20 protein-coding genes are annotated in these 20,215 nt (G+C 56.2%); 7 read left to right on the forward strand and 13 right to left on the reverse strand.

Going from position 1 to position 20,215, the window contains the following annotated elements; genetic code table 11:
• On the reverse strand, window positions 1–995 hold a 995-nt coding region (locus VFE46_15760), incomplete at its 3' end, for a hypothetical protein (protein ID HZZ29454.1).
• A gap of 683 nt (window positions 996–1,678) precedes the next feature.
• Window positions 1,679–2,035 (reverse strand): hypothetical protein, encoded by a 357-nt coding sequence (locus VFE46_15765; GenBank protein ID HZZ29455.1) that lies wholly within the window; start codon window positions 2,033–2,035, stop codon window positions 1,679–1,681.
• A gap of 447 nt (window positions 2,036–2,482) precedes the next feature.
• Between VFE46_15765 and VFE46_15770 the strand changes: the two genes are divergently transcribed.
• Window positions 2,483–2,959: a cupin domain-containing protein gene (locus tag VFE46_15770; GenBank protein HZZ29456.1), complete on the forward strand. Its 477-nt coding sequence runs from the start codon at window positions 2,483–2,485 to the stop codon at window positions 2,957–2,959.
• 48 nt (window positions 2,960–3,007) lie between these two features.
• On the opposite strand, the gene VFE46_15775 is transcribed toward VFE46_15770, so the two are convergent.
• A complete protein-coding gene (locus tag VFE46_15775) occupies window positions 3,008–3,772 on the reverse strand; it encodes an SDR family NAD(P)-dependent oxidoreductase (protein ID HZZ29457.1) in 765 nt (254 codons plus the stop codon).
• A gap of 279 nt (window positions 3,773–4,051) precedes the next feature.
• Here VFE46_15775 and VFE46_15780 point away from each other — a divergent pair, with 279 nt between their 5' ends.
• The 3 genes from VFE46_15780 to VFE46_15790 all read left to right on the forward strand — a co-directional run bounded on the left by VFE46_15780 (window position 4,052) and on the right by VFE46_15790 (window position 5,500).
• Entirely contained in the window at window positions 4,052–4,411 is a 360-nt protein-coding gene (locus tag VFE46_15780) for a metalloregulator ArsR/SmtB family transcription factor (GenBank protein HZZ29458.1), read from the forward strand.
• Between the two features lie 17 nt (window positions 4,412–4,428).
• On the forward strand, window positions 4,429–4,890 hold the full coding sequence (locus tag VFE46_15785; protein HZZ29459.1) for an SRPBCC domain-containing protein: 462 nt from the start codon (window positions 4,429–4,431) through the stop codon (window positions 4,888–4,890).
• 109 nt (window positions 4,891–4,999) lie between these two features.
• Window positions 5,000–5,500: a DinB family protein gene (locus tag VFE46_15790; GenBank protein ID HZZ29460.1), complete on the forward strand. Its 501-nt coding sequence runs from the start codon at window positions 5,000–5,002 to the stop codon at window positions 5,498–5,500.
• 81 nt (window positions 5,501–5,581) lie between these two features.
• On the opposite strand, the gene VFE46_15795 is transcribed toward VFE46_15790, so the two are convergent.
• The gene (locus VFE46_15795) at window positions 5,582–7,375 is read right to left on the reverse strand and encodes a glycosyl hydrolase family 28 protein (protein HZZ29461.1); all 1,794 of its coding nucleotides are present in this window, start codon (window positions 7,373–7,375) and stop codon (window positions 5,582–5,584) included.
• 366 nt (window positions 7,376–7,741) lie between these two features.
• Here VFE46_15795 and VFE46_15800 point away from each other — a divergent pair, with 366 nt between their 5' ends.
• A complete protein-coding gene (locus VFE46_15800; protein ID HZZ29462.1) occupies window positions 7,742–8,677 on the forward strand; it encodes a DUF1559 domain-containing protein in 936 nt (311 codons plus the stop codon).
• Window positions 8,678–8,698: 21 nt separating this feature from the next.
• Here the strand turns inward: VFE46_15800 and VFE46_15805 are convergent, their stop codons facing one another.
• The 9 genes from VFE46_15805 to VFE46_15845 form a co-directional block, all read right to left on the reverse strand.
• Window positions 8,699–9,661, reverse strand: a complete 963-nt coding sequence (locus VFE46_15805) for a catalase family peroxidase (protein ID HZZ29463.1) — start codon at window positions 9,659–9,661, stop codon at window positions 8,699–8,701.
• Between the two features lie 36 nt (window positions 9,662–9,697).
• Window positions 9,698–10,222, reverse strand: coding sequence for a DNA starvation/stationary phase protection protein (locus VFE46_15810; GenBank protein ID HZZ29464.1), 525 nt, complete (start codon window positions 10,220–10,222; stop codon window positions 9,698–9,700).
• A gap of 140 nt (window positions 10,223–10,362) precedes the next feature.
• Window positions 10,363–11,352, reverse strand: a complete 990-nt coding sequence (locus tag VFE46_15815; protein HZZ29465.1) for a zinc-dependent alcohol dehydrogenase family protein — start codon at window positions 11,350–11,352, stop codon at window positions 10,363–10,365.
• Window positions 11,353–11,404: 52 nt separating this feature from the next.
• Entirely contained in the window at window positions 11,405–12,157 is a 753-nt protein-coding gene (locus tag VFE46_15820) for a glucose 1-dehydrogenase (GenBank protein ID HZZ29466.1), read from the reverse strand.
• 230 nt (window positions 12,158–12,387) lie between these two features.
• The gene (locus VFE46_15825; protein HZZ29467.1) at window positions 12,388–12,789 is read right to left on the reverse strand and encodes a PIN domain-containing protein; all 402 of its coding nucleotides are present in this window, start codon (window positions 12,787–12,789) and stop codon (window positions 12,388–12,390) included.
• The gene (locus VFE46_15830) at window positions 12,786–13,037 is read right to left on the reverse strand and encodes a hypothetical protein (GenBank protein ID HZZ29468.1); all 252 of its coding nucleotides are present in this window, start codon (window positions 13,035–13,037) and stop codon (window positions 12,786–12,788) included. The genes VFE46_15825 and VFE46_15830 overlap by 4 nt, the downstream gene beginning before the upstream one ends.
• Entirely contained in the window at window positions 13,034–13,483 is a 450-nt protein-coding gene (locus tag VFE46_15835; GenBank protein ID HZZ29469.1) for a hypothetical protein, read from the reverse strand. Before VFE46_15835 ends, VFE46_15830 begins: the two co-directional genes overlap by 4 nt.
• A 3-nt stretch (window positions 13,484–13,486) precedes the next feature.
• On the reverse strand, window positions 13,487–14,038 hold the full coding sequence (locus tag VFE46_15840) for a Uma2 family endonuclease (protein ID HZZ29470.1): 552 nt from the start codon (window positions 14,036–14,038) through the stop codon (window positions 13,487–13,489).
• Window positions 14,039–14,128: 90 nt separating this feature from the next.
• The gene (locus tag VFE46_15845) at window positions 14,129–15,550 is read right to left on the reverse strand and encodes a magnesium chelatase (GenBank protein ID HZZ29471.1); all 1,422 of its coding nucleotides are present in this window, start codon (window positions 15,548–15,550) and stop codon (window positions 14,129–14,131) included.
• 711 nt (window positions 15,551–16,261) lie between these two features.
• On the opposite strand from VFE46_15845, the gene VFE46_15850 reads away from it, so the two are divergent.
• Both VFE46_15850 and VFE46_15855 read left to right on the forward strand, forming a co-directional pair.
• The gene (locus VFE46_15850) at window positions 16,262–16,651 is read left to right on the forward strand and encodes a dockerin type I domain-containing protein (GenBank protein HZZ29472.1); all 390 of its coding nucleotides are present in this window, start codon (window positions 16,262–16,264) and stop codon (window positions 16,649–16,651) included.
• Between the two features lie 257 nt (window positions 16,652–16,908).
• On the forward strand, window positions 16,909–19,992 hold the full coding sequence (locus VFE46_15855; GenBank protein ID HZZ29473.1) for an autotransporter-associated beta strand repeat-containing protein: 3,084 nt from the start codon (window positions 16,909–16,911) through the stop codon (window positions 19,990–19,992).
• Window positions 19,993–20,215: the final 223 nt, after the last annotated feature.

The raw sequence follows: 20,215 nt of genomic DNA on the forward strand, positions 1-20,215 counted from the left end.
AGCGGCAGTTTGGCCCCGTCGCGAATCATGGCGTTCACCAACGATTGCGGAATATCCATGTTCGCCACACTGTCGCCAAATTCGTATGGTTTTGTTTGCTGCAACTCGACAGCGCCTTCGCCAACGACCGGCCCTTGATGCCGCCCGGTCCGGGCTGCCTGCAACTGCGAGAAAATCTGCTCCAGCAACCGCCCCTGAAACAGGCGATACGCCTTGGGCGTGAGCTCATAGCCCCGCTTGCCGCGCTGCAAGCCTTGCTGCTCGGCCATGTGACGCAGCAATTCTTCCACTTGCCGCTGCATTTGGGCGAGCTTGTCCATGTCGCCCGGCTCGGCATACTGGGCCAACTCTTCCAAATCGATGATGCCAATTTGCGCGTTCTTGGCCGCCTCTTCTAATTGCTTGAGCAGCCGGTCGATAGTTTCTAATTCTTCCTTGATTTCAATCGCCTGCGGCACGTTCATCGCTGTGCGGCCGGTGAAATCGTACTTGGCGGCTAGCTCGTCGATTTCGTACTTATCGCCGAGCTTGTCAACCAATTTCACCAACTGACGGGCGAATGGCGAATTATCGTTTCCGTGGGCGTACCACACCCGCTCCAAATCGCGAATTTGCTCTTCCTGAAAAGCGCGGCGGAAGCGATCGCGCAAATTCTTCGGCGGAGAAATTTGCTCGCCGGTTTCGCGATAAGCGTCGCCGGCCAATTTCTGCACGGTCTCGGTCTCGTAGGTTTGCAGAATTTTGCGTTTGCGTTCTTCCAGGGCCGCCTTCAGCGATTCCAACGTGGGCCCCAATCCGGCAATTTGGCTGGGATCAATTTTCACAGCCCGGGCCAGTTCTTCTTCGCTCAATTCCCGCAATTCGCCAAAGGCCAACAAGTGCTCGAACGCCGGCGAAACCATGTCCGGTGGCGGTTGCGTGGGGCTGGGAAAACGCTTGGGATCGTACCGCTGGTACGTGTGAATGACCCCGCCGAGTGTGTTTCGATTGGCCATAAATCGTGCTACTAAAAATGCGGAACCTTGATGACGCAGAATTTCAGGCAACCGGGTAATTGTAGCAAGATGGTCAAGAAAATCCTCAGCGGGCAGTGGGGAATGTCGAATGGGGAGTGGGGATTGGGGAATGGGGAATCCGGAGGGGAGAATGGGGAATGCAGTGTTGAAGATATTGTCGGGGTTTTTTTGTTTTCGGACAAAACGGACTTGTTTTGTCAGGTGGCCCGCGATGCCGGTACAGCTAATTTGCACCTGGGCACGCGATGGCGAGTGACAGAAAGCGGTGGATTTACGTCCGAAAGTGTGCATTGTTGGTGAATTGTTGTGTGTTTCGTCCAGTGCCCGGCGGCTTTTTTACACGAATTAAACCACAGAGACACAGAGCACGGAGCAGCAGCCCGCGGTTACGAAAACAGCCGTCCCGCCAGTCCCTTTCGTGTCATCACTGTCATGGAACCGCAATCTGGGTCAGTCCGCTTCTTGCTGTTACGCAGTAGTTTCTGTTACACCCCAGGTACCGGTCCATGGCGAGAATCAGTGTAATGTACATACGTACACAATGCAAGAGAATTTTTAGGCCAGCGATGGTCGAGGTTTTACCGCAGAATAACCACAGAGACGCAGAGACGCCGAGCGACTCTGCCAGACCGCGTACACCGCTATTTGCGTTTCAGCGGTGACTAAGATTGTTTGCAGCCCCGCAGCGCGAGCGTCAGTAAGCCGAAGGCGATGGCCAGCAACGTCATGGCAATGAGCAGCGCGCGGAGGCTAAAGCGGGAATTCCAACCGCGCCACCAGGGCAATCGTGCGAAGGCTGCCGCGAGCATGGCAAAAAACCAATCGGGCACTCGCCAGGCGTGTGTGGATGGTCGAGCAAACCACCTAAACACTTTGGATAATATCCGTGCATCTTGGATATCGCTGTGATATCCCCTGAGCGAGCCCGTTCGAAATGTTACGCCAGGCTGCGGCGGATCGCCGAGGAATGGAAGCGCCGGAGTATCGTTCCAAAAGGTGATCGCGCCATTCTCGGACATAACGCCTACAAGCAGATTGTCTGCGTGGCGAAAATTGATTGTATCAAACCACCGGTAGCTGCGCACCCAAAGAAAAACGAAGAGGCCTGCCGCGATAATACTGACTGCGGAGAAAACCATCCTCATTTTGCGAAATCTCAAAACCGAATTGGCTTGGCTGCTCGCATCCATGCCCGCATTGTAGCTTAAATGAAAAAAGCCGCATCGCTGGGGCAGGTTACGACGGGCCTAGCTTTGCCGATGCTGCAGCGGCCAAGCGACCACGTTGAAGTGATGGCAACCTTTTAGTGTGGCGACTCAATAACCCTTGGAATTAAAGTAAGATAAATTCGGGTTTAACCCTGCACAGACCCGGTGCCCGAGCCTATCCTGAATTAAATTGCGCGGTGGCCGGGGGACTGCCATCATTGTGTTTCGCCCCACTGAATTCTTTTTGAAAGGGCTGTCATGATTACCCGTAGAGAAATGATCATCGCGGCGGCGGCGATTCCGGCGGCCGGCGCCGTGGCGCTGGCACAATCGAGCTCGGCGCAGTCGAACTCAGCAGGCGCCAAGCCCGTTATGCATTCTTCCGTGTTCGATTGGGAGAAGATGAACGAGCAAATGACCAAGGTGGGGGCCAAGCGGCAGGTTCTCGATACGCCGGTGGCCACACTCGACCGGCTGGAGTGCCACATTACCACCGTGAACCCGGGCGAAGAGCCGCATCCGCCGCATCAGCATCCGGAAGAAGAATTGATGCTGCTGAAAGAGGGGACGCTGGATGTGCTGCAAAACGATAAACGGCAGCGCGTGGGGCCAGGTTCGGTGATCTTCAACAGCTCGAATGAATTGCACGGCTTCAAAAACGTGGGGGACACGCCGGCCACGTACTTTGTTGTGAAGTGGTGGTCGCCGGGAGCGGGGAAAGTGCAAGCGAAGTGAGTGGCGGCCCGACTGACACAGTCGGGCTATGTATTTTTGTGTGAGCGTTCAACTGCGGTGCACGTAGGCGGCGCCGACGCCGGCTTGGGCTTGCGGGGTGATCAGCAGTTCGTGAATGTTCACGTGCGCCGGGCGATCTAAACACCACAGCACGGCTTCTGCGACATCGTTCGCGCTGAGCGGCGTGATGCCTTTGTAAATGGCGGACGCTTTTTGATCGTCCGCCAGCCGCACATGGGCGAATTCCGTTTCGGCAATGCCGGGCTCGATGTTCGTCACCCGAATGTTTTTTCCCATCAGGTCGATTCGCAAGCCGTTGGTAATGGCCCGCACGGCCATCTTGGTAGCCGAATAAACTCCCATGCCGGGCGGCACCCAGCGACCGGCAATGGAGCCCAGGTTCACAATGTGGCCGGTGTTGCGTTCGATCATGTAAGGCAGCACCAGCCGAGTCATGTGCAGGAGGCCTTTGATGTTGGTGTCGATCATTTGATCCCAATCTTCGATCTTGCCTGTCGGCAGCGGCTCGCCTCCGCGGGCCAGCCCGGCGTTATTGATGAGAATGGAAACATTGGCCACCAGAGAAGCTTTTTGCTTGAGGGCCGCTTCGCACTGCTCCAGGGAGCGGACGTCGAACACCAGCGGCTCGACCAGCACTTTGTGTTCGTTCACAATTTTCTCTTTCAATTCCAGCAGCCGATCCTCCCGGCGCCCAGTGATCAGCAAATTCACACCTCGGGCCGCCAATTGTTCGGCAATTGCCCAACCAAAACCGGAGGAAGCGCCGGTGATCAGCGCCCAAGAGCCTTTCATGAAATTATCTCCCACAAAAAAGTGCGGTAAACGTAAGCGGCCAATTTTACGTGGTTAATGGCCAATGACCAAGCACCAATGACCAATTCGCATAGCGAGTCGCAGGAATTATTGGTCATTGGGATTTGGTCTTTCGTCATTCCATTCCGGGGGCTCGGCGGCCTCGACCCCGGCCACCCAGTCGTTTTTCATTCAAATTAGGTGACGGCAGATTTCTCAAAAAAAATTTGGCTGCCAGGCATTGACGCGGCTGCGGAATGCCGATATAAATTAAACCAAATGGTTAAGTATTTTCCCAAGTCGCTGAACCGGGTGTTTTTCGCCCTTTCCGACCCGACGCGCCGAGCGATTCTGGCCCAATTGGCGGACGGCCACATGACCATTACGGCGCTGGCGGCGCCGTTTAGCATTTCGTTTGTCGCGGTTTCTAAGCACATTCGCGTGCTGGAACAGGCCGGGCTGCTCAAACGGAGCAAGCAGGGGCGCGAATATCACTTGCGACTGATTGCTGAGCCGCTGCACGATGCGGTCAATTGGCTGGAGCAATACGAGCGGTTCTGGACCGAACATCTTGACCAAATTAAAGCCCGAGCGGAGCAAAAAGCCCGCGAGAGGGCGCAACGCAAACCCAACCCTTAATTTTAGGAGAACTTATCATGTCAACCGCAACTGCTACGCCTGTTGCCAAGGCTTCGTCCAGCATTCAAACTTTGAACGTGCGCAAAGAAATCCAAATTGCCGCGCCCATCGACATTGTTTTCGAAACGGTTTTGGAGCCGCAGGACCGCTTGACCGAAATGAACCTCAAGCTGGAAGCGTGGCCGGGCGGACGCTGGTATCGCGATCTGGGGAACAACACGGGCCACTTGTGGGGGCACGTGCAAGTGATTAAGCCGCCGAAGCTTTTGGAAATTACCGGACCGATGATGATGTCGTATCCCGTGGCTTCGTTCATTCAATATCGGCTTACGGAAGAAGATGGCGGCACCAAGCTTTCGTTCGTGCATCAGGCCATCGGGCTGATTGCGCCTGAGCACTTGGAAGGACTCAACAAAGGCTGGGGCGATATTATGAATACCATTAAGACTGCCGCAGAGGCGAAGCGGGGTACACGGTAGAATGCCGAAGGAACGCCGGTGTAATTTAAAAATAGACGGAAGGCCACGCCTTCCGATCCGGATGCTGTGAGCATCCGGCGATTCAGCGTCGTTTGCTAGGAGATGCTTAATGAAAACCGTGGATTTTATCCGCAAAGGATTGGAAGGGAGTGCGCGGGGCGCGCTGCTGTTGGTTGACGACATGAAAGACGCGCCGCTGACGTTCCCGACGCCCAAGGGAGGCAACCATCCGCTGTGGGTGATGGGACACATGGCGCACACAGAGGGGTCGCTCGTCCAGCACATCATGCTTGGCCGGCCAAATCCGGTGGCTCATTGGGGCGAATTGTTCGGCATGAAAAGCGAACCGACCGCCGATGCCGGCCGCTATCCGTCGCTGGACGAAATTCGCGAAAAATTTCTGGAATTGCGGGCCGAGACGATGAAACTGCTCGACACACTCAGCGATGCGGATTTGGATCAGCCGGCCAAGGGCTGCCCGCCGGAGATGAAGGAATTCGTGGGGACGTATTGGCAGTGCTTTCTGATCATCATTTTCAACACGATGACCCACCGGGGGCAAGTGGCGGATGCCCGGCGCGCGGCGGGGCGCAAGCCGCTGCGAATGTGAAGACGTGGGCCGATAATATTTTCGACAACTTCTGGTTAGCCTGCGGACGTCGTGGCCGACCGGCTATTTTCCCGCACCAATTCAACCACGCAACTTCACGGCAGTTTCGCTGGCGCCATCGGCAAAATCCAACGGCTTGCTGGCCTTGGATATATCGCCGCCGTCGATGGTGATGGTTTTGTTTTTCGCTCCCTCCACGCGCAAGAACACGGCGACTGACGTCAGTACGCGCGGGGCCGTAATTAAAGTGTCGGCTGTGTTGATGAACCGCAGCAACGATTCCGCTTCCGGATTGCCTTCGGCCGAGAGGCCTAGCATCGAAACATCTTGCACGTTGCTGAGAATGACCGCGGGGCGCAGTTCCGCCGTGGCGACTTGGAAGCGGATGTTATTGAGCATCAGGCCGCGCACGTTGCGGGCATACAAGCCATAGGCAGGCATCGCGCCCAGCGAAAAATATTCGCCGGCAATTTGCGGCAGATCGCGCCGGGCCGCATCTTCCGCCGTGCCGCCGCCGCCGAAAGTAAGGCGAATATCGCTGAGCGAAATGTTTTCCATCACTTGCCCTTCGACGCAATTGAGCACAATGCAGGAATGTTGCTCGCCAATGTTGGTGACTCCGTGGGAGCGTGTTTCTAGCGCTTCGGAATCGTCCAGTGTGCTTATTTTTGTAACGACGGTGCCGCTGATGTTGCTGAAAGAAATATTTCGAATGGTTCCCGGCGAGCGCTTGGCGGGCGAATCGGCGGCTTTCTCGGTCGGGGCATTTTCAGCTTTTGCGGTTCCCTTTTCATTCGCGGCCGCTGCGTTTCCGTCCGATTTTCCAGCCTGGTCGCCACCCTGTTGCCGGCGCATTTGCCTACCAACACCCAAGTAAAACGGCCCGCTAACATCTTCCATCACCAAATTCGAAAAGCTCATGTTTTCGAACAGCGAGCCCGGCTCACAATGCAGCTTAATGGGGCAGCCGTACACCTGGTACATCACACAGTTGGAAACTGCCACGTTCTTGGCAGTTCCGCCGCCGAAGCGAAATACCGACCAGCGCGTACTGAATAAACAATTCGTCACCATAATAAACTGGCAACTGCCGAACAGCGCACAGGCATCGTCTTGGCAGCGAATTTCGCAATTGCTGAGCGTCACATGGTCGGCACTGATGAAATGAAACCCATCGTTGTTGCCCGTTACACGACTAAAAATTCGAATGCCGTCGAGATTGATATACGAACTGTTGCAGATCCGGCAAGTGTGGTACGAGCTTTGGAACATGTACACATCGCGAATCGTGAGATTGGTGCAGTGATAAAACAACAGCAAGTGGCAGCGATTGATGCCGTTTAATCCGGCGGCGCGCACCTGTTTTCCCTGGCCGTCAATGACGCCGGGCCCTTCGATGGTGATATTTTCCGCTTCGGCGGCGAACAGCAGGCCGACGTTGCCGTCGCCCATCGTATGATCGCCATTGATCGGAATGCCCCGGACGGGATGATATAACGCCGGGTCGGTCGTCGCCAACAGTTTTCCACCGGCCGCAATGTGCAGCGTGACATTGCTTTTGAGTTCGATCGGAGCAATCAGAAACGCGCCAGCCGGCACCAGCACAACGCCGCCGCGATCTTCCGCGCAGGCGTCGATTGCCGCCTGAACCGCCTTGGTATCAAGCGTGGTTCCATCCCCTTTGGCTCCGTATTCGCGCACGTTAAACACGCGCATTCCGGCCAGATTTTTTTCCGCCGATCCAGCGACGGCTGCTTCCGCGGCCTGCGCGCGGCCATTGAATAGCCCTGACTCCAGCGCCACGGCCATCATCGGAACCGAGGCCGCTGTAATCAACCGCCGCCGCGAGACTGAACGAGATTTACCTTTGCTCATCCGCAATCTCCCAGGATACCCCCCGAGGCATCTGGAAATTCAACCCCAAGACTGCGGCTGCTATCCTACCCACACGCGGGCTGTGCGTCCAATTCTGCATCTGCATAATTCGTGCTTGCTGAAATGGGCTGCACCAGGGCGGGACGAGTTTCCCATGCGGGTCGTGGGGACAATTTGAGTACGACCTAAACGAATCGCCCGACTGGCACAGTCGGGCTATGTACAAATTGTCCCACGAGCCCATGCGGGCGATTTGACTTCGGGGCACCGGATTCGGTACACTATCGCCAAGTTCACACCCACCGGACTCCGCCTTGACGCAACCCACCTGCGGAGTCGCTACAGCGAGTGCACAAGGAGTTGGTCATGCGCCGCGCGCCCTGGGGCTTCACGCTCGTTGAGTTGCTAGTGGTGATCGCCATTATTGGAATTTTGATTGCGCTATTGTTGCCTGCCGTGCAAGCGGCGCGCGAGGCCGCCCGGCGCAGCGAATGCCAAAACAATTTGAAGCAAATGGGCATTGCCATTCAGTCGCATTTGGATGTCCGAAAGGTTTTTCCGATGGGGCGCAATCGATACGATCAGTACGCACTTTCTTGGGCATATTACTTGCTGCCCTACATGGAAGAAAATCCCATGTACACCGCTTATAACAGTTCCGTCCGTGACGACGATGTTGGGAACACCCAAACCATGCGCACAGCAGTGGCGGTCTATGCCTGTCCCAGCCGGCGCTCGGCGGCGGCCGATCGTAATTTCGATAACAACGATGTTGCTCCCGTTGTGCTGCACGCCGGCACGTTGGGCGATTACGCAGCCAATGCTGGATTCATATACAACATCGGGATGGTTGCGGTCGAGCAAACCAATACGGCAATCCAATTCAAATTTGGAGCGTACGATCCCACCAAAGCCGGTCCCATTTTTAGCGGTTCGCGCGTTGCCGTGCGCAACGTGACCGACGGATTATCAAAGACCCTGGCTATCGGCGAGCGGTACATCCCGCCGTTTGATCCCACTCGCCCGGAGAACATGCACGATTACGACCAAGGCGATACGGCGTTTATCTCCGGCGACCAACCGCGGACGATTTTCGCTGGAACGCAAGAAGGATTTGCCAGCGGCCCAAACGATATGGATGACAAAAACACGGTTTCTAAATTCGGCAGCAACCACGTGGGCGTTGTTCAATTTGTCTATCTGGACGGCCATGTCAGCGCGATCGACGACACGATCCTCGCTAAAGATTTGATGGCGCTAAGCACCATCGCCGGCGGCGAAAATACGCCGCTGCAAAATTAACTAAGATCGCGAAATTTCGCGCTACCCGGCACTGGCCGCTCTGCGGCGTCGGCCGCTGAGTAAATAGAGATTGGCCCGCACTTCAAACAGCGGGTCGGCGCTGGCCTCGATGCCATCGACATTGGGGCGCGGATCGAAAATGATTTTCCGCATTTCCGGCTCCTGGTCGTTCACACGCTGGGTCAGGGTAATGACGCCGAATTCCACTTCCTTGCGGTCGGCCGGCCAGCGGATGGTGGCATCGGCGGTTTCGTCTTGTGCCTCGGCCAATTGCACCAAAATGCGGTACTTGATCGGCCCTTTGCCAATCCGCTCCGTCCATTCCTCGAACAAATAATTGGGCGATTTTTTGGCCGCTTGCTCGGCCGTTAAATATTCGTTGCCCGCCTCAGGAAGAATGCGATACCGGCCAAAGCGGCTGGCTCCTTCCGCATTGGTGAATTTGAACGCCGACACCGCAAAGAACGACTCGCGGGCAAAACTGGTCGGCAGCGGCTTGGGCAATTGCACAAATTCCAGTGCCTTGGGATGCGACATGACAAACGCCTCCACGGGCGTAGGATGCGGCGCCTCGGACGGGCTGGCGGCAACCGCCCGATGGAATTCTAAAAACTCCTCGCCGGTCCGCACGGGAAAGCCATCAGCCGAGTGCCCCACAATATCGGAATGCACGTGCTCGGCCAAATAAAATCGGATGGCCATGCCCCGCGGACTGGCAATTTCGGGATGATTATCGGGAACATTCGGCACGCCCGCAAAATCAGAAAGCCGCACAATCACATTCGTCGAAGGCCGAGCTACCTGCGGAGCGCGCGTCAACTGTTTAGCAGCCGCCGAGGGAGTGAACGTGCCGGAGCACATCAACCCCTTGGCGTGTACGGGTCGGAAACCGGGATGCAATCCGAACACATCGTCAAACGATTTGAGCAAATCCTGCGACAGCTTGTCGGCCGGTGCAGATTTTTTCTCGATGGTTTGCGGCATGGGTTTCTCCTTCGAAACAAAACGTCCTTAACAGATTCAACGTTCCGTGCTGGCTTCAAACAAAAACCAGGTGCGGCGTTCGGTCTGATCGATCCAAACTTCAATCAGGCTGGTCGTGGCCACGTCGTTGTGCCGATCGCACACTTCATGCGCTTCGCGCAGCGATTCCGTAAGTTGTTGATTGTCGGCGCACAGTTCCGCCAGCATCTCCTGGGGCGCCACAAACTCCGCGTTGTTATCCTTCAAGCGTTGATGCTTGGCGATCTCGCCGATGGAGTGCAGCGTGGTGCCGCCGATTTTGCGCGCGCGTTCCGCAATATCATCGGTCATGGCGAAAATTTGGTCCGACTGTTCGTCTAGCATCAAGTGATAATCGCGGAAGTGCGGTCCGCTCATGTGCCAATGAAAGTTTTTGGTCTTCACATATAGCGCAAACACGTCGGCCAACAGGCCGCGCAAACTTTCACAGATTTCCGAAACGCCCTCGCGGCTCAGGTCGGTCGGCGTGGCCAATGCGTGATTTTTCCGCGATTTGGGCTGCGCGGCAGTCAACGGCGCCATGGTTGTTCTCCTATTCGAGTATTTGATGGTGAACGATTACGAAAATCAATTTCCAAACATTGAAACCAGTTTCGACAATGCGCACTTAAAATAGCTGTTTGTCGGGCGGCTGACAAGTTTCCGCCGGTCTTAGTGGCCTGTCAAACAGTGACCACGATTTTTCCAATCTGTTGGTTCGATTCCAAATAGCGGTGCGCCTCGACAATTTGCTCCAAGGGGAACATCTTGGCGATGATCGGCTTCAGTTTACCGCTGGCCAGTCCGCCCACGACGAAATCGATGCAGCGTTTCAGTTTGGCCGGTTCCTTGGCGATTTCGAACATCACGTATCCGCGAATGGTCAGGCATTTTTCCAGCACTTCGAACAGCGGCAACGGCGTTGGCTCCGGACTGAGAGCGCCGTATTGAAAAATGATGCCGTGATAGGCCGTGGCGGATATTAACTTGGCAAGCGTTGGTCCACCAACCGGATCGAACACCACCCGAGCTCCATGTCCGTCGGTCAAGCGTTTGACTTCGGCGATCAAATCCTGTTCTTCGGTGGCAATCACGTGTGCCGCGCCCAGCTTAGTCAATTCCGCGCGCTTCTGGCTTTTGCGTGTAAGTGCAATCGGCTTCGCTCCGACCATATTGGCAATTTGAATCGCGGCCAAACCTACGCTGCTGGATGCGGCGGAAACAAGCAGCGTGTCTCCGGCAGTTAAACTCGCAATGTCGATGATCGCCCCATAGGCGGTGACGTATTGCATCCAAATTGCGGCCGCTTCGCCCCACGATAACGACGGCGGATGCTTGGCCAACGCAGTGGCCGGCACGGTTGCCAACTCGCCGTACACGCCATACTGATTTTGCGAAAACGAAGGCACCGTGCTGACGGCATCCCCCAGTTTGAAGCCGGTGACGCCCGGGCCAATGGCTTCCACGGTTCCGGCAGCCTCGTAACCGAGCCGCGCCGGCAATTTGGGATCTTCCAGATATTGGCCAAGGCGAAACATCGATTCGGCCCGATTCATCCCCAACGCCTTAACCGCGATTCGCACTTCGCCGGCGCCGGGGGGTGGAACATCGACATTTTCGATCTTCAACACTTCCGGTCTGCCGGTTTGATGAAATCGCACGACGCGCGGCATGAGAAACTCCTTGAGTTTCGTAAATCAGGGTCCCGGCAACGGGTCAATGCAACTACCGCAATCCGCCGGAAACATAAAACGATTCGCCCGCGATCCAACTGGAATCAGACGATGCCAAGAATACGGCCATGTTCGCAATGTCGTCCGGCTGGCCGATGCGGCCCAGCGGTGATTGCGCTTCGTACTGCTTGCGGAAATCGCTATCGGCAATGCCGGCGGCGTGAACACCCTCGGTTTCGACCATGCCTGGATTGATACTGTTCACACGAATTTTGCGTGGGCCCAATTCCTTGGCCAGCACTCGAGTGACGGCGTCGACGGCGCCTTTGGTCGCGGCGTAAACCGTATAGCTCGGAAAGCCCGTCGTGCTGACAACGGAACTGATATTGATGACGCTGCCACCGGAGGAGCCCATCAGCTTGACGGCCTCCTGCGAAGCAAGAATCAGGCCCAGCACGTTGAGATCAAACTGCTTGTGGAAATGTTCGGGCGTAATTTTTTCCAGCGGAGCCATTTCATAAATGCCGGCGTTGTTCACCAGAATATCAAGCCGGTCGAACGCTTTTTTCGTTTCGGCAAACAGCCGAGCAATTTCCGCGGGTTTCGACAAATTCGCGCCGACGGCAATGGCTTTGCCCCCTTTGCCGGTGATTTCCTTTACTACTTTCTCCGCGCCTTCCTTGCTGGAGCTGTAATTCACGACCACTGCGGCACCTTCGGTCGCAAAATGCTTGGCAATGGCCGCGCCAATGCCTTTCGATGCCCCCGTGACCACCGCCACTTTTCCAGCCAATTTGCCAGACATGATGAGGCTCCTTGTTTGAGTTATAGAGTGGAGAATCTCAAACCGACTTTTGATTGGCTAGTGAATTAAATTGCTGACGCAAACTCAAATCCGGTGGTGCCAATCAATCCGCCTGGCATTCATCTTTCGCCTTTAGCCACGAAAGGCAAGCCCTCACACTTCATATCGGAATGCCGCCAGTCGGAAATCTGTTGGTTAACAAGAGTTAACGGCGTTTGATTTTATCGCCGCTAAGCCAACAAAAGCGTAAATCCCGCCTGCGAAAAATGATGATCGGCGGTTAACGCTTCCCTAATGTGATGCTGGTCCATCACCACAAAGCTGATGCAGTCGGTTAATGACCACGATTTGTCTTTCCGCTGTGCGAACAACTCGGTTCCACGTTCGAACAGCGATTTGCTGGCAGAAATGACACGCATTCGTTTGTCAGCTTCAATCAGTTCCAGCAGATCGACAAAACGATTTCGATCCGCAGGCTTGCAAAAAGCGTCGGCCACTTCGACAAGCACCCAATGCGTGGTAACAATCACCCCGTCATAGGTTTCGCTCAATGCAACGGCCTGCCGATGGGTTGCGTCACGAATGTTCAACATTGCCAAGAAAAAGAAAGTGTCGGCAAATGACTTTTTCATTGACGCTTGGGCTGCCCATGCAAGTAATGATCGTGGTTCATGGCCAGGTCGTCAGGAAGATCGCATGGCAAGCTCTCGAATTTGCGCGCCAGGGCTGCAAGCTTTTGACCAATCGTCGGCTCGCCCGTTTTTTCAGCCGTCGGTTCCACGCCGTCGGCCAACTCAATTTGCACTTCGGCCCCTTCGGGCAAGCGCACGCCTCCTTCGACCTGAATCACGCCGTTTTGTACTTTGCCTTTGTAGGTCATGGCGCACCTTGAACATCCTCACGTTGAGACCACAACCGCTCTAGCAACTCGCCGGATACATCTTCAATTCGACGCATTGTCTGGAGATGTTGTCCACTAAAACCTTCCGGCAACTGAGTGACAGCTCCGTCAAAACGAAGTTGGCGAGCCCATCCTGATATATTTAAATTTCCCTTTTCTTCTGGAGTGTTGCAGAAGACATGGTATTCAGCTTTCCAAAGAGTTGAGGATTTTGTGAGTTGTTCTGCCTCTTGTTGTCCAACGACTCGATCTACCCTTTGGCGTCCGACGAGTAATAAATCATCCGGTTCTTCGCTGGTGACAATCCATAACACATCGCCAACTGCAACTCGGTGATATTGGTTACTCGCGGAATGAAACAATCGCGGTGACACCTCGTCAGCTAGGACAGTATCGGGTTTCCAATACACGAGAAAATATGTCATGTGTTATTCAAACACTCGCTGTACCGCCGGATGGAATCCAGGCAGGATTTCCGGCAGCTTTAGTTCGTCGTCGGCGCCAAATGCTTCTGATGCTCTGTCAGCGTGGAAGACATGAATGCTTTTTGTGGAATCATCAACCACACAGACCGTTCGAACGCCGGCTCGCAGGTATTCGCCGACTTTCGCGTGGATGTCGCTCCAACGGTCGTCGGGAGAGAGAACTTCGAATACCAGTTCCGGCGCAACTTGCAAAAGCCCATCAGTTAGCGGACCTTTCGGCACGCGCTGGAAGCTGTAATAGGCTACGTCAGCGCCGCGTACTGTGTCGGGATTGCGCTCAGTAATCACGCCAGAGTCGTTACTCAGCACGTGCCCGAGCGCGTTATCGTCTAGAAATCGACGTAACAAATAAACAATTTGAGCGCAAAGCTGGCCGTGACGCGGCATTGGAGGAGGCATCGTAATCACCTGCCCGTGAACCAATTCTGTGGGACGACCGGGATCCGGCAGTTTGGCGTATTCGTCGGCGGTTAGCAAAGTCGTGATCGTAGCCATTTCAGTCACACTTCAAGCAGAAGGCATGTCGCTCCGCCACCGAAACTATTCTACCTTTCGCAACGGACCTTAGGCAATCACGAAATGCCCTCACACTTCGTACACAATTCGCCCGTGATGTTGGCTGCGGGAAATTTGTTCAGCGGCGTATAGGCCGGCCAGCACAAATTCCACACAACTGGCGCGAACAGCAGGATCGGCCGCGGCATTCACTTCAAAGGCTTTGTCCCAGGCGGGCGGAACGCGCTTGAGCCGCTCCGCATAGTGCGACGAGGGAAGCATGTCGCCCACTTCAATTTTCACACCCTCGGCGAAAATTTTGGAAACCTCGTCCAGCCCGTGCTTGTCCACATATTCCTCGAACACGGTTTTAATCGCTTCGGCAATCACGGCGTCCAGCACTTGCCGCTCCGTCATTTGATGGCTGCCCATCATGTCCAACTCAAGCTTGCCCAGCGAGGAAGCGTAAATGTGGCCCAGGTCGCTGATGCGCGGCACGGCCGGCTTTTCGCCCAGGCGAATCGAGCGTTGCCGGGCGCTGGCCACCATGGTGCGATAATTGGCAATGCTGAACCGCGCGCTGACGCCGGAATTGTGGTCGATGAATTTGCTCCGCCGCGCCGCCACCGTAATTTGCTCGATAATTTGCTTCATGAAGTATGGCACGACAACCGGAAAATCGCCGTCCAAATTCAGCGCCGCCTCCTGCTCCATAATGGCAATGCCCAGGTCGCGCTCCTTGGGGTAGTGCGTGTGAATGACCGAGCCAATGCGGTCCTTCAATTGCGGAATTACTTTCCCGCTGCGGTTATAGGTCGCCGGATTGGCGGAAAACAAAATCAGCACGTCGATGTCGAACTTCACCGGGTAGCCGCGAATTTGCACGTCGCGCTCTTCTAGAATGTTGAATAACCCCACCTGCACCAGTTCGTCCAACTCGGGCAACTCGTTGATAGCGAAAATGCCCCGATGCAGCCGCGGAATCAAGCCGAAGTGAAGCGCTTCTTCCGCGCCCATGCTGGTGCCGCCGGCAAGTTTGGCCGGATCGATTTCCCCAATGATATCGGCGAATTTTGTGCCCGGCGCCAACCGTTCGGCATAGCGATCTTCCCGCCGCCACCAACCGATGGGCACCATTTCCTCGGCATGGCTTTCCACGAACCGCTTGCACACGGCGGTAATGGGCTTCAGCGGATCGTCATGCAGCGGCGCTTCGGGAATGTCGATGTAGGGAATTTCTTCGTCCAAAAACCGAACAAGCAGCCGCATCAGCCGGCTTTTCGCCTGTCCTTTTTCGCCCAAAAACAGCATGTCATGCTTGGCCAACAGGGCGATGTTGATTTCCGGAATGACCGTGCTGTCGTAGCCGACGATGCCGGGAAACAGCTCCTCGCCGCCGGCAAGCATGCGCAAAAAGTTGTCGTGAATTTCCTGCTTGACGGTTTTCGATTGCCAGCCGCTGGCGCGAAGTTCCTTCAGCGTGCGGGGCCGGGTGGTGAGCGAGGTGTGCATAAATCGAGGAAGTTTATTTTCGAGGAATGGTTTAGTCGCAAACAGATTATAGGCGCTTGTTTTGTTCAGAAAGGTTATTTTGTCGCCGATTTTTATTTTGCGGACAAAATTACCGGATTTTGTCACGCGCAGTGCAAGCGTTCGTCGCAGGCCGGCCGGGAATTCTCCAAGCCTGTTGGTCGTCGCTTAATTTGAACGAAAATCGATGCAGCGACGGCTGTCCCCAGCCATTTTGCTTGAGAAACTGCAAGCGTCTGGGGACAGACGCCACTACATTTTCCAAATTAGGCCACGACCCGCCTGTTTCCAAAATAGTGTACAAATTATCACATGGCTGGCCCCGCCTGTGCAAGCTACGTTTTGGGCCAGGGATCGCATCATGGCTCTCTTGACGGTCAGTCAGCGACCGTGGGCTAAAATCGCGCAGTACAGTCATTGCCTGGAAAGATTCGGATCAAAAAACATCCTGTAATTCCCCACTTCGATGGGGATAATGCCCCCCGGGACGAAGTGTATGGCGGTTCTGGAATCGCCAGAGCAATACAGTGGGCTTCTTATCTGTGTCGTGGCGGCCGGCAGTGTAATTTGCCGGCGCTGTTTTCGTTGCGTTGGCCAGCGTGCAGGATGGCGCCACTGGCATTTTGGATCGATACAACCAACCGCGGCCTGTAAACCGGTTCGGCTAATTGGTCGGGCGGTGTGATCAAACCGATGCAGTTCAACCTGCCCACCCTGAACGGCCGCATTACGTGGGACACTTCGCAGCTTTACACGACCGGCGTGCTAACGGTTGCGGCAACCTACTACGCCGGAGATTTCAACCGCGATGGGCACGTCGATGCCGCAGATATACTGCCGATGGAAACGGCCCTGACGGATGCGGCCGACTATGAGACGACCAAGGGCCTCAACGCTTCGCAACTATTGCTGATTGGCGATGTGAATGGCGACGGCAAGTTCAACAACACCGATGTGCAAGCGTTTTTGAATTTGCTGCAATCCGGCGGCGGATCGAATGATCCGGTGCCCGAGCCGTCGTCTTTGGTATTGGCGATGCTCGCCGTGGTGGGAATGTTGTTCGTTGGGCATTGCCGCGATTAGGTTTGTGGACCGTCTGCTACTTCTGCTGCACGGTTCCTCTTTTGTCGGGTGTTGATAGCTGCTGTCAGTTGTCACGTCATAGCGTTTTATAGCAATCCATTATCTGCTAAAGACGCCGGAAGCGGCTGCGACTAGAATTGCCGCTCCCGCCACGACCCAGGGCGCGGTTGCTTTGGCGAATCAGCAATCGGGTGCCGGGTCGAAGTTCCCCCCACGGAACTTTCACGTACCCAAACAAGCTAGGGAGGATTCTAGCCATGGGCTCCGCACGGATGCGCTCTGTTTTGTTGGCGGTTGCATTCATATTGTTTTTTCACCGCGCGGCCAGTGCTCAACTGAACCCGAACTCCTACGGGTCGATCGGAACGCTGAATGTCTTGTCCGGAACTTTGGCGATTAATACTGACACGCTGACGATGTCCAATGCCGCCAGCTTCACCGGCGCGGCGCTGGCGCAGGCGGGGGGACCGGAAATCGCGGTGTTCGATTTCAGCTCCATTACCATCGGCAGCGGCATAACGGTTACGATCACCGGCTCACGGCCGCTGGCGTTGTTGTCGAAAGGAGGCGCGTTAATTAACACCACGCTGCCGAATTTCTCCGGCGGCGGTTATGACGGCGGATTTCTCAGCCTGCCGTCGAGCATCACAACCGCATCGCAGCCGGGGCAGGGGCCAGGCGCCGGCGGCGCCTCGGGCGATTTGACCGGCGGCGGCGGATACGGCGGAAACGGCGGCGGAGCCATCGACACCGTGGGCACGCCTTATGGAAATTTGCTGCAAACGCTGGTAGGCGGCAGCGGGGGTGGAGTGGGCATCACGAACAATTCCAGCACAGCACAATTGGAAGGGGGCAGCGGCGGCGGGGCGATTGAAGTTGTTGCCGTCGGAAATCTGACGGTCTCGAATATTTCCGCCAACGCCGGCGGGGCCAGTTCGTCGGTCGTTACCTCGGTCAGTTCGGGCGTCAGCGGCGGATCGGGGGGAGGCATTTTGCTCAGCGGTGGAACCGGCCTGGCGTTCGAAAGCAGCGTAACCTTGTCGGCCGTGGGCATGCCTGCCACGGTGGTTGGCGCCGGAGTGGCCGGCGGCGGTGGCGGCGGGCGAATCAATTTGGCCGGTATGTCGACCTACACGCTGGGCACGGCCGTTTCGGGTGTTACCGTGAATTTGGGCGGCGGCACCGGAGGAGGCACCACCACGTTCGGCGCCGCTGGCGTGCTGACTGTAGATGCACTCAGCACCACCATCCCCAGCGGAGATTCCATCACGCTCAATGGAAACGCCGTGACCTCAATCGCCGGATCCTTCTCGCAAACCGGGGCCACGATCAGCGCCTTCGTGCATCACAGCGCCGTCATTAACAGCGGCGCCACGGCCACGCTGGGAGCCAATAATGCCCTGCAACTGCTCGATTCGTCTGGCAACAACATCACCGCGGTGACGGTCAACGGCACTTGGAACCTGAACGGCTTTAACCAGACCATCGACACTTTGCTGGGCACCTCGACCAGCGCCAGCCTGAGCATTCCCAGCGGCAGCACGCTCACCGTAGGCATCGACAACAGCGTGGCCGGCAGCGGCGCGAGCAGTTACAGCGGGCAAATTTCCGGCAGCGGAGCGCTCATCAAAGTCGGCACGGGAAGTTTGTCACTTGCTGGAGCGAACTCCTTCAGCGGTTCAACCACCGTCAGCAATGGCACGCTTACGCTGGCCAACAACGCGGCCCTGCAAAACAGCACCGTCTCGATTTCCGGCGGCAGTCTTGGTTTCTCGTCGATTACCGCTCCGGTGCTGGGGATGCTGACCGGAACAAGCAATCTCGCATTGAATGGCATTACGAGCTTGACCGTCGGCGGGCCCGGTTATTCAGCCACTTATTTCGGCAATCTTTCCGGCGCGGTTTCGGGTGGCTTGAACAAAACGGGTTCCGGCACATGGACGCTGACCGGCACGAACTCGCAAAGCGGACCGTTGAACGTGCAAGGCGGCACGCTACTGGCCGGTTCGTCGGGAGCGATTTCTACCAATGCGCCAATTACCGTTTCCTCCGGCGCGACGCTGGACTTGAACGGATACAACTATACGGTCACGTCAGCCAATCCCATCAACGTGCAGGGGAGCTTGCGGCTGGGCGGGGCCAGCTTGAACGTGGCTTCCGGCGGCGCGGCCATTTATAACGGCGCTTTCATCAGCAATGGCTCTTTGCAAGGCAGCGGCACACAAACGCTGACCGGCGGAGCGGCACTCTCGGGAATGACGACCTCGACCAGCGTGACCATCAGCCAGACCGGGGCCGCCTCGGTCAGCAACTTCACCAACAATGGCCAGTTCAACAATGCGGCGGGGCAGGCGCTCAGTTGGACCGACGGCACCGTCACCAGCGCGGGCCGCATGACCGTGGCCGGCACCGTTACAGCCAGCGATTTCATCAACAACGGCATCATCACAATTAGCGGCGGCGGGGCGCTGAACAACAGCGGTTCTAATTTGATTTTGGGCGGCGGCAGCCAAACCACGGTGAACGCTTCTGGAAATTTATCGACGACCGGCGCAACGATTGAACTGAATGGCGGCCTGCTGATCAACAACGGCGCCATTACCGGCACGACCGATGTCAACTTCGGCTCGCTGGCCAAAGGGACCGGCACGTACGGTGTGGTGAACGTGAACCAAGGAGGCATATACGCGCCGGGCAACAGTCCGGGAATTGTAACCGCCGCGGCCGTGAACTTCAGCAACACGCCGGTCAACACCGGCGCTGCACAATTGCAAATTGAATTGGCCGGCACGACGCTCGGCACGCAATACGATCAACTCCATGTGACGGGCCAACTATCGCTGGGCGGAATTTTGCAGGTGTCGTTGCTCAACGACTTCGCGCCGGCAGCCGGCGAGTTGTTCAATATCTTAGATTGGGGAACGCTCGTCGGGCATTTCAGCAGCCTGAGCTTGCCTGCGCTTTCGTCCGGGCTGACCTGGAACAGTCTAGCGCTTTATACCACCGGCACGCTGGCGGTGGTGAACAGCAATTTCCTGCCGGGAGATTTTAATCGGGATGGCCACATTGATGCCGCTGACATTCAGTCGATGATGCAGGCGCTGGTCGATCCTACCGATTACGAAGCCGCACACGACAATCTCACCAATGCGCAACTACAAATAATCGGCGACATCAACGGCGACGGCAAGTTCACCAACGCCGATGTGCAATCGCTGCTGAACGCGTTGCAGGCGGGACAAGGCTCCACGGCAACGGTGCCGGAGCCGGCGGCGTTTGTTCTGGGCGCGGTCGGGCTCGTAATTTTCTTGTTTGCGCACCGCGGCAGTGAGTCAGTTTGAATCGAGGGTGGCTGTGGTCGCAGGCACCTTGCAATACATATTGAACTGACCACGCCCCAGGCCGCTCCTTGTAATGCTCCACAGATTGGCAAATAATGACGGTCCTTCCTAGGGGCGCAGGCAGATTTTTGTCCTTTCCGCAGGACAAGGAGCTACCAATGAAACCTTCACGGGTGAAAGCGTTGGCTTGGAAATTCTCGGTTCTGGCGGCCATCTACATTTG

The sequence above is a fragment of the Pirellulales bacterium genome (assembly GCA_035656635.1).
Taxonomy (GTDB): domain Bacteria; phylum Planctomycetota; class Planctomycetia; order Pirellulales; family JADZDJ01; genus DATJYL01.

What these genes read in the sequence shown, in the direction of transcription:
- VFE46_15765 (HZZ29455.1), bottom strand. Translation starts at nt 2,035, where the DNA reads ATGTCCGAGAATGGCGCGATCACCTTTTGGAACGATACTCCGGCGCTT.
- VFE46_15770 (HZZ29456.1), top strand. Translation starts at nt 2,483, where the DNA reads ATGATTACCCGTAGAGAAATGATCATCGCGGCGGCGGCGATTCCGGCG.
- VFE46_15775 (HZZ29457.1), bottom strand. Translation starts at nt 3,772, where the DNA reads ATGAAAGGCTCTTGGGCGCTGATCACCGGCGCTTCCTCCGGTTTTGGT.
- VFE46_15780 (HZZ29458.1), top strand. Translation starts at nt 4,052, where the DNA reads ATGGTTAAGTATTTTCCCAAGTCGCTGAACCGGGTGTTTTTCGCCCTT.
- VFE46_15785 (HZZ29459.1), top strand. Translation starts at nt 4,429, where the DNA reads ATGTCAACCGCAACTGCTACGCCTGTTGCCAAGGCTTCGTCCAGCATT.
- VFE46_15790 (HZZ29460.1), top strand. Translation starts at nt 5,000, where the DNA reads ATGAAAACCGTGGATTTTATCCGCAAAGGATTGGAAGGGAGTGCGCGG.
- VFE46_15795 (HZZ29461.1), bottom strand. Translation starts at nt 7,375, where the DNA reads ATGAGCAAAGGTAAATCTCGTTCAGTCTCGCGGCGGCGGTTGATTACA.
- VFE46_15800 (HZZ29462.1), top strand. Translation starts at nt 7,742, where the DNA reads ATGCGCCGCGCGCCCTGGGGCTTCACGCTCGTTGAGTTGCTAGTGGTG.
- VFE46_15805 (HZZ29463.1), bottom strand. Translation starts at nt 9,661, where the DNA reads ATGCCGCAAACCATCGAGAAAAAATCTGCACCGGCCGACAAGCTGTCG.
- VFE46_15810 (HZZ29464.1), bottom strand. Translation starts at nt 10,222, where the DNA reads ATGGCGCCGTTGACTGCCGCGCAGCCCAAATCGCGGAAAAATCACGCA.
- VFE46_15815 (HZZ29465.1), bottom strand. Translation starts at nt 11,352, where the DNA reads ATGCCGCGCGTCGTGCGATTTCATCAAACCGGCAGACCGGAAGTGTTG.
- VFE46_15820 (HZZ29466.1), bottom strand. Translation starts at nt 12,157, where the DNA reads ATGTCTGGCAAATTGGCTGGAAAAGTGGCGGTGGTCACGGGGGCATCG.
- VFE46_15825 (HZZ29467.1), bottom strand. Translation starts at nt 12,789, where the DNA reads ATGAAAAAGTCATTTGCCGACACTTTCTTTTTCTTGGCAATGTTGAAC.
- VFE46_15830 (HZZ29468.1), bottom strand. Translation starts at nt 13,037, where the DNA reads ATGACCTACAAAGGCAAAGTACAAAACGGCGTGATTCAGGTCGAAGGA.
- VFE46_15835 (HZZ29469.1), bottom strand. Translation starts at nt 13,483, where the DNA reads ATGACATATTTTCTCGTGTATTGGAAACCCGATACTGTCCTAGCTGAC.
- VFE46_15840 (HZZ29470.1), bottom strand. Translation starts at nt 14,038, where the DNA reads ATGGCTACGATCACGACTTTGCTAACCGCCGACGAATACGCCAAACTG.
- VFE46_15845 (HZZ29471.1), bottom strand. Translation starts at nt 15,550, where the DNA reads ATGCACACCTCGCTCACCACCCGGCCCCGCACGCTGAAGGAACTTCGC.
- VFE46_15850 (HZZ29472.1), top strand. Translation starts at nt 16,262, where the DNA reads ATGCAGTTCAACCTGCCCACCCTGAACGGCCGCATTACGTGGGACACT.
- VFE46_15855 (HZZ29473.1), top strand. Translation starts at nt 16,909, where the DNA reads ATGGGCTCCGCACGGATGCGCTCTGTTTTGTTGGCGGTTGCATTCATA.